The organism is Pseudomonas knackmussii B13, from assembly GCF_000689415.1.
Taxonomy (GTDB): domain Bacteria; phylum Pseudomonadota; class Gammaproteobacteria; order Pseudomonadales; family Pseudomonadaceae; genus Pseudomonas; species Pseudomonas knackmussii.
Genome location: NZ_HG322950.1, coordinates 1,706,672 through 1,728,405, shown reverse-complemented (window position 1 = coordinate 1,728,405; position 21,734 = coordinate 1,706,672). Strand labels below are relative to the sequence as shown.

The 21,734-nt window shown below is 67.1% G+C and carries 23 protein-coding genes; 8 read left to right on the top strand and 15 right to left on the bottom strand.

The genetic code is table 11. The features are described 5' to 3' along the window. Positions 1–73: 73 nt before the first annotated feature. The 7 genes from PKB_RS08280 to PKB_RS08250 form a co-directional block, all read right to left on the bottom strand. Positions 74–256: a DUF1289 domain-containing protein gene (locus tag PKB_RS08280; protein WP_043250692.1), complete on the bottom strand. Its 183-nt coding sequence runs from the start codon at positions 254–256 to the stop codon at positions 74–76. 144 nt (positions 257–400) lie between these two features. Continuing rightward, positions 401–2,698 (bottom strand): beta-glucosidase BglX, encoded by a 2,298-nt coding sequence (gene bglX, locus PKB_RS08275; RefSeq protein WP_043250690.1) that lies wholly within the window; start codon positions 2,696–2,698, stop codon positions 401–403. Between the two features lie 202 nt (positions 2,699–2,900). After that, positions 2,901–3,875 carry an SMC-Scp complex subunit ScpB gene (scpB, locus tag PKB_RS08270; RefSeq protein ID WP_043250687.1) on the bottom strand — a complete coding sequence of 325 codons (975 nt, stop codon included), beginning with the start codon at positions 3,873–3,875 and terminating at the stop codon, positions 2,901–2,903. An 82-nt stretch (positions 3,876–3,957) separates the two neighbouring features. Continuing rightward, on the bottom strand, positions 3,958–4,800 hold the full coding sequence (locus tag PKB_RS08265; protein WP_236658405.1) for a segregation and condensation protein A: 843 nt from the start codon (positions 4,798–4,800) through the stop codon (positions 3,958–3,960). A gap of 306 nt (positions 4,801–5,106) precedes the next feature. Next, complete coding sequence (locus tag PKB_RS08260; RefSeq protein WP_043250684.1) at positions 5,107–6,321, bottom strand: tryptophan--tRNA ligase; 1,215 nt, start codon at positions 6,319–6,321, stop codon at positions 5,107–5,109. Positions 6,322–6,367: 46 nt separating this feature from the next. After that, positions 6,368–6,997, bottom strand: a complete 630-nt coding sequence (locus PKB_RS08255) for an L-threonylcarbamoyladenylate synthase (protein ID WP_043250682.1) — start codon at positions 6,995–6,997, stop codon at positions 6,368–6,370. After that, the gene (locus PKB_RS08250; RefSeq protein ID WP_043250679.1) at positions 6,994–7,863 is read right to left on the bottom strand and encodes a PHP domain-containing protein; all 870 of its coding nucleotides are present in this window, start codon (positions 7,861–7,863) and stop codon (positions 6,994–6,996) included. Before PKB_RS08250 ends, PKB_RS08255 begins: the two co-directional genes overlap by 4 nt. A 146-nt stretch (positions 7,864–8,009) precedes the next feature. On the opposite strand from PKB_RS08250, the gene PKB_RS08245 reads away from it, so the two are divergent. The 7 genes from PKB_RS08245 to PKB_RS08215 all read left to right on the top strand — a co-directional run bounded on the left by PKB_RS08245 (position 8,010) and on the right by PKB_RS08215 (position 12,637). Beyond that, complete coding sequence (locus PKB_RS08245) at positions 8,010–8,606, top strand: septation protein A (RefSeq protein ID WP_043250677.1); 597 nt, start codon at positions 8,010–8,012, stop codon at positions 8,604–8,606. Position 8,607: 1 nt separating this feature from the next. After that, positions 8,608–8,907: a YciI family protein gene (locus PKB_RS08240; RefSeq protein WP_043250675.1), complete on the top strand. Its 300-nt coding sequence runs from the start codon at positions 8,608–8,610 to the stop codon at positions 8,905–8,907. 113 nt (positions 8,908–9,020) lie between these two features. Next, positions 9,021–9,443, top strand: coding sequence for an SH3 domain-containing protein (locus PKB_RS08235; protein ID WP_043250673.1), 423 nt, complete (start codon positions 9,021–9,023; stop codon positions 9,441–9,443). 13 nt (positions 9,444–9,456) lie between these two features. After that, complete coding sequence (locus PKB_RS08230) at positions 9,457–10,134, top strand: response regulator transcription factor (RefSeq protein WP_043250671.1); 678 nt, start codon at positions 9,457–9,459, stop codon at positions 10,132–10,134. A gap of 145 nt (positions 10,135–10,279) precedes the next feature. Beyond that, entirely contained in the window at positions 10,280–10,729 is a 450-nt protein-coding gene (locus PKB_RS08225; RefSeq protein ID WP_043250668.1) for a Spy/CpxP family protein refolding chaperone, read from the top strand. 94 nt (positions 10,730–10,823) lie between these two features. Continuing rightward, positions 10,824–12,161, top strand: a complete 1,338-nt coding sequence (locus PKB_RS08220) for a sensor histidine kinase (RefSeq protein WP_043257055.1) — start codon at positions 10,824–10,826, stop codon at positions 12,159–12,161. Between the two features lie 14 nt (positions 12,162–12,175). Continuing rightward, the gene (locus PKB_RS08215; RefSeq protein WP_052355208.1) at positions 12,176–12,637 is read left to right on the top strand and encodes a hypothetical protein; all 462 of its coding nucleotides are present in this window, start codon (positions 12,176–12,178) and stop codon (positions 12,635–12,637) included. On the opposite strand, the gene PKB_RS08210 is transcribed toward PKB_RS08215, so the two are convergent. Beyond that, positions 12,618–13,178 carry a nitroreductase family protein gene (locus PKB_RS08210; protein WP_043250666.1) on the bottom strand — a complete coding sequence of 187 codons (561 nt, stop codon included), beginning with the start codon at positions 13,176–13,178 and terminating at the stop codon, positions 12,618–12,620. The two genes, PKB_RS08215 and PKB_RS08210, sit on opposite strands and share 20 nt — an antisense overlap. Positions 13,179–13,616: 438 nt before the next feature. On the opposite strand from PKB_RS08210, the gene PKB_RS08205 reads away from it, so the two are divergent. Then, positions 13,617–15,071 carry a TrkH family potassium uptake protein gene (locus tag PKB_RS08205; RefSeq protein ID WP_043250664.1) on the top strand — a complete coding sequence of 485 codons (1,455 nt, stop codon included), beginning with the start codon at positions 13,617–13,619 and terminating at the stop codon, positions 15,069–15,071. 6 nt (positions 15,072–15,077) lie between these two features. Here the strand turns inward: PKB_RS08205 and PKB_RS08200 are convergent, their stop codons facing one another. From PKB_RS08200 to fliE, 7 genes are read right to left on the bottom strand one after another with little or no spacing between them, the layout of a single operon-like run. After that, entirely contained in the window at positions 15,078–15,722 is a 645-nt protein-coding gene (locus PKB_RS08200; RefSeq protein WP_043250662.1) for a DUF1345 domain-containing protein, read from the bottom strand. A gap of 57 nt (positions 15,723–15,779) precedes the next feature. Then, positions 15,780–16,223, bottom strand: a complete 444-nt coding sequence (fliJ, locus tag PKB_RS08195) for a flagellar export protein FliJ (protein WP_043250660.1) — start codon at positions 16,221–16,223, stop codon at positions 15,780–15,782. Positions 16,224–16,263: 40 nt separating this feature from the next. After that, a complete protein-coding gene (gene fliI, locus PKB_RS08190) occupies positions 16,264–17,619 on the bottom strand; it encodes a flagellar protein export ATPase FliI (RefSeq protein ID WP_043250658.1) in 1,356 nt (451 codons plus the stop codon). Continuing rightward, positions 17,609–18,391 carry a flagellar assembly protein FliH gene (gene fliH / locus PKB_RS08185; protein WP_242411238.1) on the bottom strand — a complete coding sequence of 261 codons (783 nt, stop codon included), beginning with the start codon at positions 18,389–18,391 and terminating at the stop codon, positions 17,609–17,611. Before fliH ends, fliI begins: the two co-directional genes overlap by 11 nt. Before the next feature lie 3 nt (positions 18,392–18,394). Beyond that, entirely contained in the window at positions 18,395–19,402 is a 1,008-nt protein-coding gene (fliG, locus tag PKB_RS08180) for a flagellar motor switch protein FliG (protein WP_043250654.1), read from the bottom strand. Between the two features lie 6 nt (positions 19,403–19,408). Beyond that, entirely contained in the window at positions 19,409–21,199 is a 1,791-nt protein-coding gene (gene fliF, locus PKB_RS08175) for a flagellar basal-body MS-ring/collar protein FliF (RefSeq protein WP_043250652.1), read from the bottom strand. 19 nt (positions 21,200–21,218) lie between these two features. Next, entirely contained in the window at positions 21,219–21,554 is a 336-nt protein-coding gene (fliE, locus tag PKB_RS08170; protein WP_043250649.1) for a flagellar hook-basal body complex protein FliE, read from the bottom strand. Positions 21,555–21,734: the final 180 nt, after the last annotated feature.

The following is a 21,734-nucleotide window of genomic DNA, read 5'->3' as shown; positions in this document are numbered from 1 at the left end:
AAGTTTTGACGCCGGCATGGGCGTCACAGGGGTAATAGCAGGAAGCGTTCCAACTTTTCCGAAAGGGCGAATTTCAGCGGAACTTGCGCCTCCCGCGCGCCTGCAGCACCAGCAGGCGCATGTCGGCTTCCGCCAGTACGGCCTGGCGCTGCGGCCGATCCAGCTTCTTCCAGGCCCTGATCTCGGCGCGGCTGCGCCCACAGCCACGACAGATGCCATCGTCGAACTCGCAGACACTGATGCAGGGGTCTTTCATGCGCGCTTCTCCTCGGTTCCCGCATTGAACATGGGGGCGCCGGTGATAGGTTGCCGGCGTGTGCGACGGGCGGTCCGCCGCCAGAAAGACATCGCCCCGAGCGGCGAGGCCGGTCGGGGCGACAAGTAGAACGCCGAGACGCGATCAGAGCAGGGTGAACTGCCCTTCCTTCACGTCGTCCGAGTCCAGGCCGATCATCACCTTGAAGTCACCCGGCTCCGAGGCGTAGCGCAGGCTGCCGTCGTAGAAGCGCAGGTCCTGTTCGCGGATCGGGAACTCCACCACCTTCGACTCGCCCGGCTGCAGCATGACCTTGCGGAAGCCCTTGAGCTCCTTGACCGGCCGGCTGATGGACGCCACCAGGTCGCGCAGGTACAGCTGCACCACGGTCTCGCCGGCGCGCTTGCCGGTGTTCTTCACGGTCACGCGTGCGGTCAGGGTGTCGCCCTTGTGCATCTTCGCGCTCGACAGCTTCACGTCGGAGACGCTGAAGCTGGTGTAGCTCAGGCCGTAGCCGAAGGGGTACAGCGGGCCGTTCTGCGAGTCGAAGTAGCGCGAGGTGTACTTGTTCGGGTGCTCGTGGTCGAACGGACGGCCGGTGTTCAGGTGGTTGTAGTAGATCGGGATCTGCCCCACCGAACGCGGGAAGGTCATGGCCAGCTTGCCTGCCGGGTTGTAGTCGCCGAACAGCACGTCGGCGATGGCGTTGCCGCCCTCGGTGCCGCTGAACCAGGTTTCCAGCATGGCGTCGGCGTTCTCGCTTTCCCAGCGCAGGTCCAGCGGACGGCCGTTCATCAGCACCAGCACCAGCGGCTTGCCGGTGGCCTTGAGCGCCTTGAGCAGGTCGAGCTGGCTCGCGGAGATGCGCAGGTTGGCCTTGCTCGATGCCTCGTGGGCCATGCCCTGGGCTTCGCCGACCACGGCCACGACCACGTCGGCCATCTTCGCCTTGGCCACTGCCTCGTCGATCATCGCCTGCGGGCTGCGCTTATCGATCACCACGTCCTGGTTGTACTCGTTGAGGTACTTGATGATCTCTTCGTCATTAGTGACGTTGGCGCCCTTGGCGTAGAGCAGCGCACCCTTGCCGCGGGTGGCATGGCCCATGCCCTCTAGCACGGTCACGGCCTGGAAGGCCTTGCCGGCGGCGGACCAGCTGCCCATGACGTCGCGCTTGCTGTCGGCCAGCGGGCCGATCAGCGCGATGGTGCTGTTGCGCTTGAGCGGCAGCACGTCGCCCTGGTTCTTCAGCAGGACCATGCCCTTGCGCGCCACGTCGCGGGCTTCGGCGCGGTGCAGGCGGCTTTCGGCGTCGGTGTCCACCGGGTCGGCGCCCTGCAGGTAGCGGTACGGGTCCTTGAACAGGCCCATGTCCCACTTGGCCGCGAGCACGTCGCGGCAGGCGCGGTCGATATCGCTCTGCTGGATGGCGCCGGCCTTGAGCAGCTCGGGCAGCTCCTTGCCATAGAGGTCGTCGTTCATGTTCATCTCGACGCCCGCGGCGATTGCCAGGCGCGCCGCTTCACGCGGTTCACCGGCGACGCCGTGCTTGATCAGCTCCATGACCGCGCCGTGGTCGCTGAGCAGCACGCCCTTGTAGCCCCACTGCTGGCGCAGCACATCCTGCAGCAGCCATTTGTTGGCGGTGGAGGGAACGCCGTTGACGCTGTTCAGCGACACCATCACCGCGCCGGCGCCGGCGTCGATCGCCGCGCGGTACGGCGGCAGGGAGTCCTGGAACATGCGCGGCAGGCTCATGTCGACGGTGTTGTAGTCGCGGCCGCCCTCACCGGCGCCGTACAAGGCGAAGTGCTTGACCCCGGCCATGATGGTGCCGGGCTGGTCCAGGCCCTTGCCCTGGTAGCTCTTGACCACGGTCTCGGCGATACGGCTGACCAGGTAGGTGTCTTCGCCGAAGCCTTCGGAAACACGGCCCCAGCGCGGATCGCGGGCGATGTCGACGGTCGGCGAGTAGGTCAGGTTGAGGCCGTCGGCGCTGGCCTCTTCAGCGGCGATGCGCGCGCTGGTGGCGACCGCGCCCATGTCCCAGCTGGCGGCCAGGCCCAGGCCGATGGGGAATACGGTGCGGTGGCCGTGGACCACGTCGTAGGCGAAGAACAGCGGGATCTTCAGGCGGCTCTTCATGGCCGCGTCCTGCAGGTCGCGAATGCCCGGACGCACCACGGTGTTGAAGATCGCGCCGGTGGTGCCGGCGGCGATCTCGTCGAGCAGGACCGGCTTCGGATGATCCGGGCCGACACTGACCAGGCGCAGCTGGCCGATCTTTTCCTGCTGGGTCATCTGCCCCATCAGCTGATTGATGAAGTCGTCCTTGGACTGCCCCGGCTGCGGTACGGCCGGCCCTTCGGCAGCCAGCAGACAAGCGCTGTTCAGCCCGAGCAGCAGGCCGAGCCCGATGCGGCTGATTCGAGTTCTTTTCATTGAGCGCACTCAGTGGTCTGCACGATGACGGCAGCCGACTGTTGAAAGATGAATGTGTTGGTATCTGCCACGAACGGCGGGAATCCGACGGTTCCCCCAGGTGCCACCGTCGCCGCCCGTTCCGGCGCGGCACATAAGGTCGTCGCGCGCGCGGCGGAAGTCAACGGTTGAACGTTTTGCGGCGGCGCCAGACCGACGAAGATCAGTGGTCGCGATCGCGCGCCAGGGCCTCGAGCTCCTCGCGCATGGCCTCGGCCAGGGCGCGCTCCTCGTCGTACTCCTCCTCCACCGGCTGCGCCGGTTCGGCGGCGGCAGGCCCAGGCTCAGGCTCGGCGGCCGGCGGCTCCGGCAAGATGGCAGCCGATTCCGGCGGAGCCTCTTCGTCGGGTGCCTCCGGTGGCAGCACCAATAGGTCGTCGAAGTCGGTCTTCAGCCCTTGTTCCATCTCGTCCAGCTCGGCGAGCAGGCTGCGGAAGCTGGTTTCCTCGGGCTTTTCTTCCGGCGGTGCGGGCTCCGGCTCTTCGCCGGCTTCGCGCAGGGCCTGGTCGGCCAGCGCCTGGATCGACGCCGGCACGTAGTCCTCGTCGAGAACCGGGCTGGGCAGGTTGATCGGCACCAGCTGCACGTCTTCGGGCTCGGCCTCCATTTCGCGCAGCTCCGCCAGCGGCGGCAGCTCTTCCAGGCTCTTGAGGTTGAAATAGTCGAGGAAGGTGCGGGTGGTGGCGAGCATCGCCGGGCGCCCCGGGACCTCGCGGTAGCCGACGATGCGGATCCACTCGCGCTCCATCAGCGTCTTGATGATCTGTGTGTTCACCGCCACACCGCGGATGTCCTCGATCTCGCCACGGGTGATGGGCTGGCGGTAGGCGATCAGCGCCAGGGTTTCCAGCAGCGCGCGGGAATAGCGCTGCGGGCGCTCCTCCCACAGGCGGCCGACCCAGGGCGCCAGCGGCTCGCGAATCTGCAGGCGGTAGCCGGTGGCCACTTCCTTCAGCTCGAAGGCCCGCCCCGCGCAGGACAGCGCGAGGATCGACAGGGCGTCGCGGAGCTGCTGCGGCTCGGGCCGCTCGGCCTCCTCGAACAGCTCGCCCAGGCGCTCCAGCGACAGCGGCTTGCCGGAGGCCAGCAGGATGCCTTCGAGCAGGGTCGCCAGTTCGTGCGGGTCGGAGAGGTTCATCGGGTCGCTCGGGTCGGGTTCGGGAATCGCCGGTTTGGCGGGGAAAGCTACTCAATGCCGGCGGTGGCGGCAATGCCAGGGATCAGATCGGCTCGTCTTCGTCGGCATCCGTCGAGCCGCCGAACTCGATGTCCTCGAACGCAGGCTCAGGCGCGGGCTCCTCGCTTGGCTCGAAGACACCTTCGTCGCCTTCCTCCAGGGCTTCGCTCGCCGGCGGCCCCTCCTCCACCTCACTCCGGGCGCGCACATGGATAGGCGCGAAGGCCTGGTTCTGCACCAGCTCTACCAACTGTTCCTTGACCAGTTCGAGCACCGCCATGAAGGTCACCACCACGCCCAAACGGCCTTCCTCGACGCGGAACAGCTCGATGAAGGGCACGAAACCGGCATCCTTCAGGCGTTCGAGAATTTCACTCATGCGCTCGCGGGTAGAGAGCATCTCGCGGGTGACCTGGTGGCTTTCGAACAGGTCGGCGCGGCGCAGCACCTCGGCCATGCACAGCATCAGCTCCTGCATGTCCACCTGCGGCAGCAGCTTGCGCGCCTTCGCCTCGGGCGCGGCCACGGTCGGCACCACGTAGTCGCGGCCCTGGCGCGGCAGATTGTCGAGGTCCTCGGCGGCCTTCTTGAAGCGCTCGTATTCCTGCAGGCGGCGGATCAGCTCGGCGCGCGGGTCTTCTTCCTCGTCCTCGACCTCGGCCGAGCGCGGCAGCAGCATGCGCGACTTGATTTCGGCGAGCATGGCGGCCATCACCAGATACTCGGCGGCCAGCTCCAGCTGCACCGACTTCATCAGCTCGACGTAGCCCATGTACTGGCGGGTGATTTCCGCCACGGGGATGTCGAGGATGTTGATGTTCTGCTTGCGGATCAGGTAGAGCAGCAGGTCGAGCGGGCCTTCGAAGGCCTCGAGGAAGACTTCCAGGGCATCCGGCGGGATGTACAGGTCCTGCGGCAACTCGGTGACCGCCTCGCCGTAGACGAGCGCCAGCTGTACCGGCTCACGGTACTCGGGAAGACTGGAAGGGACTTCCGGCTCGGTCAGGTCGCTCATCGGCCTCTCGTCGGGCTCTGCAGATTCAGGGCGGCATTATCCCTGCTTTCATGAGCGCCGGGGAAGCAAAGGGACGGAGCGGCACATGCGAGCCCGTAGGAGCGGACCTTGTCCGCGATGGCCGGAATGGCCGGCGCAATTCGCGGATGAGATCCGCTCCTACGGAGGGAGACTGCGCTAGCGGTAGGTCAGCCCCATGGCCTGGCGCACTTCCACCAGGGTTTCGCGGGCTGCCTCGCGGGCCCGTTCGGCGCCTTCGGCGAGGATGCTGCGCACCAGCTCCGGGTTGTCTTCGAAGTCCAGGGCGCGCTCGCGGATTGGCGACAGCTCCTGGTTGATCGCCTCGATCAGCGGCCGCTTGCAGTCCAGGCAGCCAATGCCGGCGCTGCGGCAGCCTTCCTGCACCCACTGCTGGCAACCGGCGTCGGAGTAGATCAGGTGCCACTGCCAGACCGGGCAGCGCTGCGGGTCGCCCGGATCGCTGCGGCGCACCCGCGCCGGATCAGTGGGCATGCGCGAGAGCTTTTCCTCGACCTCGGCCGGGCTTTCGCGCAAACCGATGACGTTGCCGTGGGACTTGGACATCTTCTGCCCGTCCAGCCCGGGCATGCGCGCGTTCTTCGCGGTCAGCGCCTGGGGCTCGGGCAGCAGCACGCGGCTGTAGCCTTCGAGGTAGCCGAACAGTCGCTCGCGATCGCCGAGGGTGAGGTTCTGCTGCTCCTTGAGCAGCGCCCGCGCGGTTTCCAGCGCATCACCGTCGCCCTGCTCCTGCCAGGCCTTGCGCAGGCCGCTGTAGAGCTTGGCGGTCTTCTTGCCGAGGCGCCCGATGGCCGCCTGGGCGCGTTCCTCGAAGTCCACCTCGCCGCCGTACAGATGGTTGAAGCGCCGCGCTACTTCGCGGGAGAACTCGACGTGAGCCATCTGGTCGGAGCCCACCGGCACCAGGCCGGCGCGGTAGATCAGGATGTCGGCGGCCTGCAGCAGCGGGTAACCAAGGAAACCGTAGGTGGACAGGTCCTTGTGGCTGAGGCGCTCCTGCAATTCCTTATAGGTGGGCACCCGCTCCAGCCAGGACAGCGGGCAGATCATCGACAGCAGCAGGTGAAGCTCGGCGTGCTCGGGCACCTGGGACTGGATGAACAGGGTCGCGGCACTGGGGCTGACGCCCACGGCCAGCCAGTCGATGGCCATGTCGCGCACATGCTGGCGAATCTGCCCGACATCGTCGTACTCGGTGGTCAGCGCGTGCCAATCGACGATGGAGAAAAAACACTCGTATTCGTGCTGCAGGCGAACCCAGTTCTGCAGCACGCCGTGCAGGTGTCCCAGGTGCAGGCGCCCGGTGGGGCGCATGCCGGACAGCACACGGCGCTGGGAATCGACGTTGCTCAAGCGCGGGGCCTCGGAATAGCGGACAAGGGATCGATCATGGGCAGGATCAGGCGACAACCTCGAACGGCGTCGGATCGCCGCAACCGACGCGCACCACTTCCGCCTCGTCGCCGGAAAGGTTGATCACGGTGGAAGCCTCGACGCCGCCGAAACCGCCATCCAGCACCAGGTCGACGTCGTGCTCGAGCATCTGGCGCATCTCGTAGGGGTCGCTCAGCGGCTCGTGCTGCCCGGGCAGGATCAGGCTCACGCTCATCAGCGGCTCGCCCAGTTCCTGCAGCAGCGCCTGGGCGATCGGGCAGCCCGGCACGCGCAGGCCGATGGTACGGCGCTTGGGGTGCAGCAGCATGCGCGGCACCTCGCGGGTGGCGTTGAGGATGAAGGTGTACGGCCCCGGTGTGTGCGCCTTGAGCAGGCGGAACAGACCGGTATCGACCTTGGCATAGAGCCCCAGCTCGGAAAGATCGCGGCAGACCAGGGTGAAGTTGTGCTTGTCGTCCAGCTTGCGCAGGCGACGGATGCGCTCGACCGCGCCCTTTTCACCCAGACGGCAGCCCAGCGCATAGGAGGAGTCGGTGGGATAGGCGATCACCCCGCCCTGGCGGACGATCTCCACCGCCTGCTTGATCAGGCGCGGCTGCGGGTTTTCCGGGTGGATCTGGAAGAACTGGCTCATTGAGTCTCCTCTAGGACCTGCGCCACTCCCTTGAAGCGCATCCACAGCGGCGGCAGGTCGTCCGGCACGGCGCGGTACAGCCCCAGCTCCGACCAGTCGCTGGGACCGTGGAAATCGCTGCCGGCGCTGACCAGCAGGCCGAATTCGCGGGCCAGGATGCTCAGCACCCCGACCTGCTCGGCCGGCTGCGGCCCGTTGACCACCTCGATGGCGTGGCCGCCGGCCTGGATGAAGTCGGCGATCAGCTTGCGTCGCTTGGTACGCGTGAAATCGTACTGGTAGGGGTGCGCCAGGCTGATCCAGGCCCCCGCTTCGCGCAGCGTCCCGACCGCCTCGGCGAGCGCCGGCCAGTGCTGCTTGACGTCACCCAGCTTGCCGGCGCCAAGCCACTTGCGGAATGCCTCGGCGCGGTCGCCGACGTAGCCTTCGCGGACCAGGAACTCGGCAAAATGCGGGCGCGCAGGAGCGTTGCCGCTGTCGCCCAGTTCGCGCTGGATCGCCCGCGCGCCTTCGAAGGCGCCGTGCATGCCCTTGGCGTCGAGGCGGCGGCCGATCTCTTCGGCGCGCGCCCAGCGACCGTGGTGCAGATCTTCCAGCGCGCGCAGCAGCGGCTCGGCCTGCAGATCGAAGCCGTAGCCCAGCACATGGATGGTCGCGCCGCCCCAGGTGCAGGACAGCTCGACCCCGTTGACCAGGTGCAGCCCCAGCTCCTCGGCGGCGCTACGCGCCTCGGCCAGGCCTTCGAGGGTGTCGTGGTCGGTCAGCGCGAGCACGCGCACACCACGCTCGTGGGCGCGGCCGACCACCACGGCCGGGGGAAGCTGGCCGTCGGAGGCGGTACTGTGGCAATGCAGGTCGACACGCATGGGCAATCCGGAAGGTGTTTTCTTCTGTATAGACGCTGTGCCGCGGGCGTTCACGGCATTCGCTCAGGAGCGGACGAGACGGGTGACTATTTCAGATCGTCCGCAGGTTGGTATTATGCCGCCTCGACTGGGCTCTGGCTGCCGCAATGAAGCAATTCATCGATTTCATCCCCCTCATCCTGTTTTTCATTGTCTACAAGCTGTCTCCGCGCACCGTCGAACTGGCGGGCAACGCCTTCGAATTCGGCGGTATCTACAGCGCCACCGCCGTACTGATCGGCACTTCGGTGCTGGTCTACGGCGCCCTGCTGATCAAACAGCGCCGGCTCGACAAGGGCCAGTGGCTGACCCTTGCCTGCTGCCTGGTGTTCGGCGGCATGACCCTGGCCTTCCACAGCGAAACCTTCCTGAAGTGGAAGGCGCCGGTGGTCAACTGGCTGTTCGCCCTGGGTTTCCTCGGCAGCACCCTGGTGGGCGACCGGCGCCCGCTGATCGAGCGCATCATGGGCCATGCGGTACAGCTGCCGGAGCATCTCTGGCAGCGTCTGAACCTGGCCTGGGTGCTGTTCTTCGTGATCTGCGGCTGCATCCAGCTGTTCGTTGCCTTCACCTTCCAGAGCATCTGGGTGGACTTCAAGGTGTTCGGCAGCCTGGGTATGACCCTGCTCTTCCTGATCGGCCAGGGCGTGTTCCTGGCTCGCCACATGCACGACGCCCCAACCGGCGAAAAGCCCAAGGACTGACATGCTCTACGCAATCATCGCCCGCGATATCACCGCCTCCCAGGAACGCCGCCTGGCTGCCCGCCCGGCACACCTGGCCCGTCTCGAGCAGCTGAAGGAAGAAGGCCGTCTGGTCCTCGCCGGCCCGCACCCGGCGATCGACAGCCCCGACCCGGGCGCCGCGGGCTTCACCGGCAGCCTGATCGTCGCCGAGTTCGAGTCGCTGGCCGCCGCCCAGGCCTGGGCCGATGCCGACCCCTACCGCGCGGCCGGCGTGTACGCCGACGTCGTGGTCAAGCCGTTCAAGAAAGTCCTGCCGTAAGGCACGGGGCGGCGCAGGGAGCGCGCCCCCGCAGGCAGCAGAGGATATTTCCTATCGCCGGGTATCGCCGGGAGCGCGATGATCCGAGGTTCATCCCAGTACAAGGAGTTGCGATGCGCCCTCGACAGCTGTTGCCCCTTCTGTTCTGCCTGAGCCTGCCGCTCGCCAGCCTGGCCGAAACCAGCGCCCCTCCTGCCACCGACGCTCAACCCGCAAGCAGCCCCGAAAGCCCCGAAGTCGATGAGTTCGCCCAGCGCCTGAACGAATTGCAGAAGCGCCTGGACGATAGCGAAAGACAGCGTGCCGAACTCACCGCCCAACTGAACGGTGCCGGCAATGCAGTGGTCGATCGTTTACGCCAGGAAAACCAGCGCCTGAAATCGCAACTGCGCGATGCCCAGGCCCAACAACCGCCACGCCTGCTCAGCGACGAGCAGACCTGGTTCGCGACCGGGGGCGCCACCGCCCTGCTCGCCTTCATCCTCGGCGCCCTGAGTCGCGGCCGTCGCCGCCAGCGCCGCGAGTGGATCAACTGAAAGAAGCCGGACCATGAGTGAGCTGCTGCTGATCGACGATGACCGCGAACTGTGCGAACTGCTGTGCACCTGGCTGGCCCAGGAAGGCTTCAGCGTCCGGGCCAGCCACGATGGCAGCGCGGCCCGCGCGGCGCTGTCCGGACGCACGCCGGATGCGGTGGTGCTGGATGTCATGCTGCCCGACGGCAGCGGCCTGGAACTGCTCAAGCAACTGCGCAGCGAGCACCCCGACCTGCCGGTGCTGATGCTCTCCGCACGCGGCGAGCCGCTGGACCGCATCCTCGGTCTGGAGCTCGGCGCCGACGACTACCTGGCCAAACCCTGCGACCCGCGTGAACTGACTGCCCGTCTGCGCGCGGTGCTGCGGCGCAGCCATCCAAGCCAGCCCAGCGCCCAGGTCGACCTCGGCGACCTCAGCCTGAACCTGGCCCGCGGCGTCGCCAGCGTCGGCGGCGAGGACGTCGGCCTGACCCTCTCCGAAAGCCGCATCCTCGAGGCGCTGCTGCGCCAGCCGGGCGAGCCGCTGGACAAGCAGGCCCTGGCGCAGATCGCCCTGGGCCGCAAGCTGACCCTCTACGACCGCAGCCTGGACATGCACGTCAGCAACCTGCGCAAGAAGCTCGGCACGCACCCCGACGGTCGCCCGCGCATCCTGGCCCTGCGCGGGCGCGGCTATTTCTACGCGCCCTGATGCGCCGCCCCGGCCGAAAAGCCCGGTGCAGAGCCTTAGACGCAATCTTTACCGAAGCTTTACCGGGGCCTGACCGCCCTTGACCTTGCCATGCCTAGACTGGGCACATCCGGTTCAGAAACCGGTCCACGAAAGGAGAAGTTTCATGCGCAAGCCCCTCACCGCCCTGCTGTTCGCCGCCACCCTGCCGACCCTGGCGATGGCCGCCACCCAGGCACCGAGCGACGTCCCGCCGCCCCCCGCCGGCGCTCCGATGATGGATGGCCACGGCGGCAAGCACTTCGGCCACGGCGGCCCGATGCGCGAGCTGAACCTGACCCAGGAGCAGCGCGAGCAGATCGGCAAGCTGATGGGCGATTCGATGAAGTCGCGCCACGAGATCACCGAAAAGTACTTCAACAAGCTGCCGGCCGCTGAACGCAAGGCCATGCAAGACGAGCTCAAGGCCAACCGCGACAAGACCGACCAGAGCATCCGCGGCCTGCTCACCCCGGATCAGCAGAAGAAGTTCGACGAAATCAAGGCCAAGCGCGAGCAGCGCAAGGCCGAATGGGCCGCGAAGCAGAAAGCGCCGGCGGACGCCAAGACCAACTGACGGCAACCCACACGAAACGCCGGGCATCCACCCGGCGTTTCGTCATTCATGAAACCCCGACCCGAGCAGGCCGATGCGACTGAACCGAAAGACCATGCGATCGCTTTTCTGGCGGATTCTCGCCGCTTTCTGGCTTGCCCTGCTGCTGGTCGCGGGGCTCTCCATCCTGCTCGGCCGCGCGCTCAATCAAGACACCTGGGTCATCGCCCGCTACCCCGGCCTGCACGACCTGGCCAAGCAGTGGACGGTGCTCTATGAGAACCAAGGGCCCGCCGCCGCACAGCAGCTGCTGGAGCAGCGCCGCCACGACTTCGACCTGTCGGTGCAGGTGCTCGACGAAACCGGGCAGCGCCTGGTCGACGGCACCTACCTGCCGCGTCCGCCGAAACGGCCCGAGGCAGGCTTCAACCCGCAGAACCTGCCGCGCTTCCCCTGGCGCCAGCTGAGCCAGGAATACACCAGCGCGCAGACCGACCACACCTACCTGTTCATCTACCGAATTCCGCACGGCGCCCTGGAGGCCTGGCATCGCGGCAGCCTGCTGTGGCCGCTCAGCGCCCTGGGCATCGCCCTGGTGGTGCTGACCATCTTCAGCCTGCTGCTGACCCTCTCCATCACCCGCCCGCTGAACCGCCTGCGCCGCGCCGTGCATGACCTCGGCCAGACCGCCTACCAGCAGGACAGCCTGGCCCTGCTGGCGCGCCGCGGTGACGAGCTGGGCGTGCTGGCACGCGACTTCAACCGCATGGGCGCACGCCTGCAGCGGCTGATCAGCAGCCAGCGCCAGTTGCTGCGCGACGTCTCCCACGAGCTGCGCTCGCCGCTGGCGCGCCTGCGTATCGCCCTGGCCCTGGCCGAGCGGGCCACGCCGGAACAGCGCGCCAACATGTGGCCGCGCCTGGAGCAGGAGTGCGACCGCCTGGAGGCGCTGATCGCCGAGATCCTCGCCCTCGCCCGCCTCGACGCCGATCCCGGGCCGGCCAGCAAGATCGCCCTGCTGCCGATGCTCGAACGCCTGCGCGAGGACGCCCAGTTGCTCGCGCCGGAACAGCACATCCAGTTGCGCGTGCCCGAAGACCTGGCGCTCGACGGCTGGCCGGACATGCTCGAACGCGCACTGGACAACCTGCTGCGCAACGCCCTGCGCTTCAACCCGCCGGGCAAGCCGCTGGAAGTCGAGGCCGACAGCGACGGCCACCTGCTGCATCTGCGCGTGCGCGACCACGGTCCGGGCGCCGACGCCGCGCATCTGGGGCAGCTCGGCGAACCTTTCTACCGCGCGCCTAACCAGGACAGCCCGGGCCATGGCCTGGGCCTGGCCATCGCCCGACGCGCGGTGGAACGCCACGCCGGGCGCCTGCGCCTGAGCAATCACCCGGAAGGCGGGTTCGTGGCGAGCATCGAAGTGCCGCTCACCCGCCCTCACGTCTGACCGCGGAGCCTGCCATGAACGCAACCGCACTGATGTCGCCCGTCGCCCTGCCGATGCCTCTGCTACCGGAAAATCCCGGCGCCGAGCCGCAAAGCCTGGTCATGGCGGTGGAGCTCGGCCTGCTCGCGCAACGCTGGCGGCGGCGCTGGCCGGAATTGCGCCTCAGCCTGCCGGCGGGCGGCACCTGGCCGCTGCTGAGCTGGCCGGAGGCCTTGCAGCAAGCGCTGGATGCGCTACTGGCCGATGCCGTGGAATGGCAGGACGACGCAGCCGTAGCGCTGGGCCTTGGCCTGCAGCGTGGCGCCTTGCGCGTCGACCTCGACGGCGATGACGCCCAGGCCCGCCGCTGGCTGCCGCGGGCCCCCCCCGGCGCGCAGAGACTGGCGGCCTGGCAGGGCGGACGGCTGCGCTGGCGAACCAGCGGCAACCACTGGAAGGTACGCCTGGAACTGCCGCTCAGCCCCGCCAGGCGCTGACGAAGTCCGCCGGATCGAGCGCGACCGGCTGACGCAGCTCGCCGATCGGCGTGCCCAGGTAGATGAAACCGACGATGCGTTCGTTGGCGGCCAGCCCCAGTCCATCGCGCACCACGGGATCGAACGCCATGGCGCCAGTGCGCCACATGGCACCCAACCCTTCCACGAAAGCGCCCTGCACCACGCCATAGGCCGCGCAGCCGGCCGCCAGCATCTGCTCGATCTCCGGCACCTTCGGGTGGTCCTGCAGACGCGCGATGGCGACCACCAGAGTCGGCGCACGCATCGGCATGGCCCGCGCCTTGGCCAAGGCTTCGGGGGTGGCGTCGGGTTGCTCCGCACTCAGGGCGCGAGCGAAGAGTTCGCCCAATTGCACACGAGCATCGCCCTCGACGGTGAGGAAGCGCCAAGGCCGCAGCTGACCGTGATCCGGCGCGCGCAGCGCCACACGGAACAGCCGATCGAGCTGCTCGGCGCTGGGCGCCGGCTCGCCCAGGCGGGCATGGGAAACTCGTTTGAGCAGCGTTTCGTAAGCCTCCATGGGCTACCTCCGGCAAGAACGCAAAGACGCACATTGTAGACGCAATGGGTTCTCATCAGCGCAGGGGGTGAAGCGATAGTCGTGCGCAATCCGCCGCTGTTAGCACCCCATGTAGGAGCAACTGCCTTCTGGGCTCCCGCGTTCGCGGGAGTGACGGGACTAAGATTCGCTTTCTCCTGCGTCATCCCCGCGAACGCGGGACGCGGCTTCATCGCGAACAGCGCTTGCGCTGGCCCGAAGGGGTATCACCCAGAAAACACAAGCGGACCTTGCCCGCGAAGCGCGCCAAGCGCGCTCCTGAATGGGAGATGAGCGCGGGTTTTTCGCGGATAGGATCTGCTCCTACAGAAGGGCACGCTCCCTCAGACGCCCGCGAAGCACTGCACGGCGGCCCGGCGGCAGGTAGACTTGCGCGTTTACGACCGCTGAGCGCGCCCCATGGCTTTGCCGACCCTACGCATCCTCGGATACATCATCGGCCTGTTCCTGATCACCCTGGCGGTGGCCATGCTGGTGCCCGTGGCCACCCTCTTCCACTACCACCGCGCGCATGAGATCTCGCCCTTCCTCTGGTCGAGCCTGCTGACGCTGATCGCCGGCCTGGGCATGGTCCTGCCCGGCCGCCCCGAGCAGGTGCGCCTGCGTCCGCGCGACATGTACATGCTCACGGTGTCGAGCTGGATCATCGTCTGCTTCTTCTCCGCCCTGCCCTTCATCCTCGCGCGCCACATGAGCTTCACCGACGCCATCTTCGAGAGCATGTCGGGCATCACCGCCACCGGCTCCACCGTGCTCAGCGGGCTCGACGGCATGTCGCCGGGCATCCTCATCTGGCGCTCGCTGCTGCACTGGCTGGGCGGCATCGGCTTCATCGGCATGGCAGTGGCCATCCTGCCGATGCTGCGCATCGGCGGCATGCGCCTGTTCCAGACCGAGTCCTCGGATCGCAGCGACAAGGTCATGCCGCGCTCGCACATGGTCGCCAAGTACATCGTCGGGGTGTACGTCGGCATCACCCTCCTCGGCACCCTGGCGCTGTGGTGGGCCGGCATGGGTCTGTTCGATTCGCTCAACCACGCCATGTCGGCGATCTCCACCGGCGGTTTCTCCACCTCCGACCAGTCCCTGGCCAAGTGGCACCAGCCGGCGGTGCACTGGGTGGCGGTGGTGCTGATGATCCTCGGCAGCCTGCCCTTCGCCCTCTACGTCGCCACCCTGCGCGGGCACCGCAAGGCGCTGTACAAGGACCACCAGGTACGCGGCTTCCTCGGCCTGCTGGTGTTCACCTGGCTGGTGATGGGCACCTGGTACGCGTTCAACTCGAATCTGTCCTGGCCCGACGCCTTCCGCATCGTCGCGGTGAACGTCACCTCGGTGGTCACCACCACCGGCTTCGCCCTGGGCGACTACAGCCTCTGGGGCCACTTCTCGATCATGGTGTTCTTCTACCTGGGCTTCATCGGCGGCTGCTCCGGCTCCACCGCCGGCGGCCTGAAGATCTTCCGCTTCCAGGTCGCCTTCATCCTGCTCAGGAGCAGCCTGTACCAGCTGATCCACCCGCGCGCGGTGCTCAGCCAGCGCTACAACGGCCACCGCCTGGACGAGGAGATCGTGCGCTCGATCCTGACCTTCTCGTTCTTCTTCGGCGCGACCGTGGCCGGCCTGGGCCTGGCCCTGACCTTCCTCGGCCTGGACTGGATGACCGCACTGACCGGTGCTGCCAGCACCGTGGCCGGCGTGGGGCCGGGGATGGGGCCGATCATCGGCCCGTCGGGCAACTTCGCACCGCTGCCGGATGCGGCCAAGTGGCTGCTGTCCTTCGGCATGCTCTTCGGCCGCCTGGAGATCCTCACCGTGCTGGTGCTGTTCACCCCGGCCTTCTGGCGGCACTGACTCGCGTCAGCCGATGAGGCCGGCGGCGATGTTGATGCTCAGGCCGAGGATCGCGGTGTTGAACAGGAAGAACACGATGGACTGCACCAGCACCAGCTTGCGCATCGCCGGCGAGACGATGCTCACGTCGGAGGTCTGCACGGCGACGCTGATGGTGAAGGCGAAGTAGGCGAAGTCCCAGTAGTCCGGCTGCAGCTGCGCGTCGGGGAAGTGCAGCGGTGGCTGCTCGGCGCTGTAGTACAGCCGCGCGTAATGCATGCTGAAGAGCGTGCCGATGAAGAACCAGGAACCGAGCACGGTGCTGCCGGTGAAGACATAGCGCAGCAACTTGGCGCTGCCCTGCAGGTCATGCGCGCCGGCCAGTTCGAACACGATGGCGACCAGGCTTGCGAGCGCCGCTAGACAGGCGATTGCCAGCACCGCACGGGCATTCTCGTCCTCGATCTCGGCCAGGCGCCGTACCTCCTCGGCGCGCGAGCGCGCGGCATGGCCGGCGATCAGCAGCACGTAGAGCCAGGCCGTCAGGTTCCAGCCGGCCAGTGCGCGCGGCAGCGGCGCCAGCGGATTGGCCGCCAGGGCCAGCAGCAGGCCGGCAGCTGCGGCAATCAACAGGCGCGGATGGGTTTGCAGCAGGGCGCGATTGAACGGCATCGGCGAGGTTCTCGGACGAATCGGGTGCAACGTGCGCCGAAGCCTAGCAGGAAGGCCTCAGTACGCGCTTGGCTTGAGGCGCTGGGCGAACTCGTCGAGCTGCTTCTGTTCCTGCTTGTCCGCCAGCAACTGCGCTTCCTGGCGGTAGCGTTCGACCAGCTTGCGCAGGCCTTCGAGGCGGGCGTACTTCTCCTGCCAGCTGGCGCGGGCCTTGTCGACCACGTCCTGGTGCCAGGTCAGGCTGCGGCCCTGCTGCTCCACGGCGGTTTCCAGCTGCGAGAGGAAGCGCTGGTAGTTCATCAGCCACTGACCGCTGACGCCGTGCTGGCCGCGCTCGATCCATTGCTGCTGGTAGTCGCCGCGAAAGCGTTCCAGTTCGGCCATCTTGCGCTGTACCTGGAGCAGTTGGTTCTGCGCCTGGCCGAGCTGCCGCGCGGCCTCGCGCTCGGCTTTCAGGGCCATGTCCACGACCGGCGCCAGGCGTTCGGCGCGGCGGTTCATGGACGACCCTCGTCAGCTACACGGGACATTCAGAGCGACCTCAACCGGCCTTGCCAGTCAGCACGGCGTCGAGCAACAGGCTGCTGTCGTCGAGGCTCTGGCTTTCCGTCAGGCCCTGGCGCAGGAACTGGCGCATCACCGGGAAGCGCTGGATCGCAAGGTCCGTCTCGGCGTCGCCGCCGGCAACGTAGGCGCCGACGCTGATCAGGTCGCGGCTCTGCTGGTAGCGCGACCACAGCTGCTTGAAGCGCTGGGCGTTCTGCAATTGCTCGGGGCTGACCACCTGCGGCATTACCCGGCTGATCGAAGCCTCGATGTCGATGGCCGGATAGTGACCTTCCTCGGCCAGTCGGCGCGACAGCACGAAGTGGCCGTCGAGCACGCCGCGCGCGGCGTCGGCGATCGGGTCCTGCTGGTCGTCGCCCTCGCTGAGCACGGTGTAGAAGGCGGTGATCGAGCCGCCGCCCTTTTCGCCATTGCCGGCACGTTCCACCAGGCGCGGCAGCTTGGCGAACACCGACGGCGGATAGCCCTTGGTCGCCGGCGGCTCGCCGATGGCCAGGGCGATCTCGCGTTGCGCCTGGGCGTAGCGGGTCAGCGAATCCATCAGCAGCAGGACGTTCTTGCCCTTGTCGCGGAAGTATTCGGCGATACGCGTGCAGTACTGCGCCGCGCGCAGGCGCATCAGCGGCGCATCGTCGGCGGGGGATGCGACCACTACGGAACGCTTGAGGCCTTCCTCGCCGAGGATGTGTTCGATGAATTCCTTGACCTCGCGGCCCCGTTCGCCAATCAGCCCGACCACGATGATGTCGGCCTTGGTGAACTTGGTCATCATGCCCAGCAGCACCGACTTACCCACGCCGGTACCGGCGAACAGGCCCAGGCGCTGGCCGCGACCGACTGTAAGCAGCGAGTTGATCGAGCGGATGCCGACGTCCATGGGTTCGTGGATAGGCTCGCGCGCCAGCGGGTTGATCACCGGGCCGTCCATCGGCACCCAGTCTTCGGCGCGCATCCCGCCCTTGCCGTCGAGTGCACGGCCGACACCGTCGACCACGCGGCCGAGCATCGACATGCCCATCGGCAGGCGGCCGCTGTCCGGCAGCGGCACCACGCGGGCGCCGGGAGCGATGCCGACGAGGCTGCCCACCGGCATGAGGAAAATCTTGTTGCCGGAGAAGCCCATGACCTCGGCTTCCACCTGCACCGGGTGATAGCCGCCGTCGTTGATCACCAGGCAGCGGCTGCCCACCGCGGCCTGCAGGCCCTCGGCTTCCAGGGTCAGGCCGACCATGCGCAGCAGGCGGCCCTCGACCACCGGTTGCGATGGCAGTCGAGTGGCCTCGACATAGCCTTCCAGGCGCTTGGCAAAGCTCACCCGGTCAAGACGCATGGGGCGCATCCAGGTCGATGTGCAGGTCCGGCTCCAGGGCGTGCGTGGCCTGGTCGCGCTGCTGCTCGAAGAGCTGCTTGCTGGCCTGCGCCAGGCGCGTCTCGATGCTCGCGTCGATACGCGAATGTTCGGTCTCGATGCGGCAGCCGCCGGGGAGCAGCGCGTCGTCTTCGAGGATGCGCCAGCTTTCCTCGTGGCGATCGCGCATGGCCTTGACCAGCTCGAAATCCTGCGGATTGACGTGGATGCGAATGTTCTCCGCGCCCATCGGCAACAGCTTGAGCGCCTCGCGCAGGACCTGGCGGATCTGGCTGGAATCGGTCGACAGTTCGCGCTGGATCACCTGCCGCGCCAATTGGCTGACCAGGTTGACCATGGCCTGCTCGATCAGCTGATCCTGCTCGGCGATCGGTTCGAACAGCTGGCCCATCAGGGTTTCCAGGCTCTTCAAGCGTTCCTGCAGGACCGCCTCGGCCTCTTGCCGGGCCTTCATCTGGCCGCTGTGGAAACCGTCTTTCTCGCCGGTGGCGAAGCCCTCATTGTAGGCGTCCTGGCGGATCGCCTCGAGTTCTTCGAGCGTCAGCGGTTTGACTTCCTCGACCGGGACTTCCTCGATCTCGGGGATTTCTTCAACCACGGGTTCCGGCTCGGGCTCCGGCCGCTCCACCACCGGGTCGAAGCTGGGCAGCGACCACAGGTCGAAGGCCGCAACGTCGCGCGCGCGGATCAGGCCGGCGGCATCTTCGTCACCCTTTGGCTTGCCTGGGTTCACCACTTAGATCATCTCCTCGCCGCCCTTGCCGCCGAGGACGATTTCCCCGGATTCGGCCATGCGCCGGGCAATGGTGAGGATTTCCTTCTGCGCACCTTCCACTTCGCTGACGCGCACCGGGCCCTTGGCCTCGAGGTCGTCGCGCAGCAGCTCGGCGGCACGCTTGGACATGTTGCGGAAGATCTTCTCGCGGATGCCCTCGTCGGAGCCTTTGAGCGCCAGCACCAGCACGTCGGAGGAGACTTCCCGCAGCAGCGCCTGGATGCCGCGGTCGTCGACGTCGGCGAGGTTGTCGAAGACGAACATGAGGTCTTCGATCTGCCCGGAGAGGTCTTCGTCCACCTCGCGGATGGCGTCCATCAGCGCGCCTTCCACGCCGCTGTCGAGGAAGTTCATGATGTCCGCCGCGCGCTTCACGCCGCCCATGGTGGTGCGGGTGGAGTTGGCGTTGCCGGCGAACTGCTTCTCGAGGATCAGGTTGAGTTCCTTCAGCGCCGAGGGTTGCACGGTGTTCAGCGAAGACACGCGCAGGACGATGTCCAGGCGCACCTTGTGGTCGAAGTGGCTGAGCACTTCGGCAGCCTGGTCGGGGTCCAGGTAGGCGACCACGATGGCCTGGATCTGCGGGTGCTCGTAGCGGATCACGTCGGCGACGGCGCGCGGCTCCATCCACTTCAGGCTGTCCAGGCCGCTGGTGTTGCCGCCCAGCAGGATACGGTCGATGAGGTTGTTCGCCTTGTCCTCGCCCAGGGCCTGGGTGAGCATCTTGCGGATGTAGCTGTCGGCGCCGACGCCCAGGCTGGTCTGGTCGCCGACGATCTCGACGAACTCGCCCATCACCTGCTCGACCTGTTCGCGATGCACGTTGCGCATCTGCGCCATGGCCACGCCGACCTTCTGCACTTCCTTCGGCCCCATGTGCCGCAGCACCTGCGCCGCGTCGGTCTCGCCGAGCGACAGCAGGAGGATGGCGGCCTTGTCGACCTTGCTCAGTTTGGCGGTAGCGCTCATACAACGTCACTCATCCGAGTTGATCCATTCCTTCACCACCTGGGCCACGCGGCCCGGGTCCTGGGCGACCAGGCCCTTGATGGCGTTCAGCTGCGCATCGTACCCCTCGCTGGGGCTGGGCAACAGAATGCTCGACGGACCGCCGAGGCTCACCCGGTCCTCGGCCAGCTCGCCTTCCATGCCGCCCAAGTCGCCGAGGGACATGTCGCCGCCAGCGCCGGCCACCAGGGCCTTGTTCTTGCTGCCGCTGAGGTTGTTCAGCACCGGGCGCAGCACGCCGAGCACCAGCACCAGGATGAAGACGATGCCCAGCACCTGCTTGACCACGTCCCAGAACCACGGCTGCGAGTAGAACGGCGGCGAGGCGACGTCCAGGTTCTGCTCCGGGGCGAAGGGCGCGTTGATCACGCTGACGCTGTCGCCACGGCTGGCGTCGTAGCCCACTGCGTCCTGCACCAGGCGGGTGAAGCGCGCCAGTTCTTCGGCGGTCCAGGGCTTGTGGCTGACTTCGCCGGTCTTGGCGTCGAGGCTGATGCGGTCGTCCAGCACCACCGCGACGGACAGCCGGCGCAGACGGCCCTGCTGCTGCTTGGTGTAGCTGATCGAACGGTCCAGCTCGTAGTTGCGGGTGTTCTGTTCGCGCTTGTCGGTCGGGTATGGCGCCAGCTCGGGCTTGCCGGTCTTCGGATCGATGATGGGCTGGCCGTTGGCATCTTTCAGCGGCTGGCCGGGCGCGATGTATTCCGAAGAGCTGTTCTGCGCGGTCTTCTGCGGCGCGCTGGCCGGAGTCGGCGGCTGGTTCGACAGCGCACCGGGCACGCCCTGGACGCCGCCGGGAGTCTGCCGCTCCTCGTTGTTGACCTGCTCGCTGCGCAGCGCCGGCTGGTCCGGGTTGTAGGACTCGGCGGTGGATTCCACGGCGCTGAAGTCGACGTCGGCGGAAACCTCGGCCTTGTAGCGGCCCTCGCCCAACACCGGCTGCAGGATGCTGTGCACGCGCTGGGTGAAGTTGCTTTCCATGCGCCGGGTGTAGTCGAACTGCTTGCCGGCCACGGTCAGCTCGGAGAGCTCCTGCTGGTCGGAGAGCAGGTTGCCTTTCTGGTCGACGACGGTGACCTGGCCCTTGTCCAGTTCCGGCACGCTGGTAGCCACCAGGTTGACAATGGCGAGCACCTGGCTCGGCTCCAGGCTGCGGCCCGGATACAGCTCGACCAGCACCGAGGCGCTGGGCTTGCGGTCGTCGCGAACGAACACCGAGCTCTTCGGGATGGCCAGGTGCACGCGGGCACCCTTGACGTTGTTCAGGCTGGAGATGGTCCGCGCCAGTTCGCCTTCCAGGCCACGGCGGTAGTTGGTGGCCTCCATGAACTGGCTGGTGCCGAGGGTCTGTTCCTTGTCGAGGATCTCGAAGCCGACGTTGTTGTCGGTCGGGGCGATGCCCGCGCCGGCCACCTTGATGCGCGCACGCCCCAGGTCGTCGGCCTTGACCAGCAGGGCGCCGGAGCTGGGGTCGACCTTGTAGGCGATGTCGGCGGCGTTGAGCGTCTCCACCACCTTGTTGGCGTCGACACCATTGAGACTGCCGTACAGCGGCTTGTAGTCCGGCTGCTGCGACCAGAGCACCATGCCGAAACCGATGGCGATGCTCGCCGCGAGCCCGACGAGCAGGCCGACCTGACGCAGCACTGGCATGTCGGCGAGGTTCTCGAGGAACTGCAGGCCCATCAGCGGCTTCTTCAGCATTTCTGCTGCGCCGGCCTTGGCGGGGACCTGGTTGTCTACAGTGGCATCGGCCATGAACTATCTACCCCGTGAATCAGATGGGCATCTGCATGATGTCCTGGTACGCCTGGACAACCTTGTTGCGTACCTGGGTCATGGCCTGGAAGGAAACGCTGGCCTTTTGCGATGCGATCATCACGTCGGTCAGGTCGACGTTGCTCTGGCCGACCTCGAAGGCATTGGCCAGGCTGCTGGCCGCCTGCTGGGTGGCGTTCACCTTGTTCACCGCCTGCCCGAGCATGTCGGAGAAGTTCGGCGCGCCTTCCACGGCAGCCGGTGCGGTTGCCACCGGTTTGGCCTTGGCCATGGCGTCCATCTGCATGGAACGCATTTCCAGCAGCAGGCGGTTGAACTCGATACCCTGACTCATTTCCCTTCCCCTCTACATCGGCTACGGCTTTTTGACGCCGGCATCGTTTTGCCAGAAGGAATTGCAACAAGGGTGCCAGATTTTCGAAGCGCCCGGATGGCGCGGCCTCCAGCTCTATTCGGAGGTTTAGGGACGCCCGCGCGCCAAGAAAGAGGCCCGCACGCGGCGGGCCTGAAAGGG

Bases quoted from the DNA above. Each gene is read 5' to 3' on its own strand.
- PKB_RS08280 (WP_043250692.1), bottom strand. From the start codon at position 256: ATGAAAGACCCCTGCATCAGTGTCTGCGAGTTCGACGATGGCATCTGT.
- bglX (WP_043250690.1), bottom strand. From the start codon at position 2,698: ATGAAAAGAACTCGAATCAGCCGCATCGGGCTCGGCCTGCTGCTCGGG.
- scpB (WP_043250687.1), bottom strand. From the start codon at position 3,875: ATGAACCTCTCCGACCCGCACGAACTGGCGACCCTGCTCGAAGGCATC.
- PKB_RS08255 (WP_043250682.1), bottom strand. From the start codon at position 6,997: ATGAGCCAGTTCTTCCAGATCCACCCGGAAAACCCGCAGCCGCGCCTG.
- PKB_RS08250 (WP_043250679.1), bottom strand. From the start codon at position 7,863: ATGCGTGTCGACCTGCATTGCCACAGTACCGCCTCCGACGGCCAGCTT.
- PKB_RS08245 (WP_043250677.1), top strand. From the start codon at position 8,010: ATGAAGCAATTCATCGATTTCATCCCCCTCATCCTGTTTTTCATTGTC.
- PKB_RS08240 (WP_043250675.1), top strand. From the start codon at position 8,608: ATGCTCTACGCAATCATCGCCCGCGATATCACCGCCTCCCAGGAACGC.
- PKB_RS08235 (WP_043250673.1), top strand. From the start codon at position 9,021: ATGCGCCCTCGACAGCTGTTGCCCCTTCTGTTCTGCCTGAGCCTGCCG.
- PKB_RS08230 (WP_043250671.1), top strand. From the start codon at position 9,457: ATGAGTGAGCTGCTGCTGATCGACGATGACCGCGAACTGTGCGAACTG.
- PKB_RS08225 (WP_043250668.1), top strand. From the start codon at position 10,280: ATGCGCAAGCCCCTCACCGCCCTGCTGTTCGCCGCCACCCTGCCGACC.
- PKB_RS08220 (WP_043257055.1), top strand. From the start codon at position 10,824: ATGCGATCGCTTTTCTGGCGGATTCTCGCCGCTTTCTGGCTTGCCCTG.
- PKB_RS08215 (WP_052355208.1), top strand. From the start codon at position 12,176: ATGAACGCAACCGCACTGATGTCGCCCGTCGCCCTGCCGATGCCTCTG.
- PKB_RS08210 (WP_043250666.1), bottom strand. From the start codon at position 13,178: ATGGAGGCTTACGAAACGCTGCTCAAACGAGTTTCCCATGCCCGCCTG.
- PKB_RS08205 (WP_043250664.1), top strand. From the start codon at position 13,617: ATGGCTTTGCCGACCCTACGCATCCTCGGATACATCATCGGCCTGTTC.
- PKB_RS08200 (WP_043250662.1), bottom strand. From the start codon at position 15,722: ATGCCGTTCAATCGCGCCCTGCTGCAAACCCATCCGCGCCTGTTGATT.
- fliJ (WP_043250660.1), bottom strand. From the start codon at position 16,223: ATGAACCGCCGCGCCGAACGCCTGGCGCCGGTCGTGGACATGGCCCTG.
- fliI (WP_043250658.1), bottom strand. From the start codon at position 17,619: ATGCGTCTTGACCGGGTGAGCTTTGCCAAGCGCCTGGAAGGCTATGTC.
- fliG (WP_043250654.1), bottom strand. From the start codon at position 19,402: ATGAGCGCTACCGCCAAACTGAGCAAGGTCGACAAGGCCGCCATCCTC.
- fliF (WP_043250652.1), bottom strand. From the start codon at position 21,199: ATGGCCGATGCCACTGTAGACAACCAGGTCCCCGCCAAGGCCGGCGCA.
- fliE (WP_043250649.1), bottom strand. From the start codon at position 21,554: ATGAGTCAGGGTATCGAGTTCAACCGCCTGCTGCTGGAAATGCGTTCC.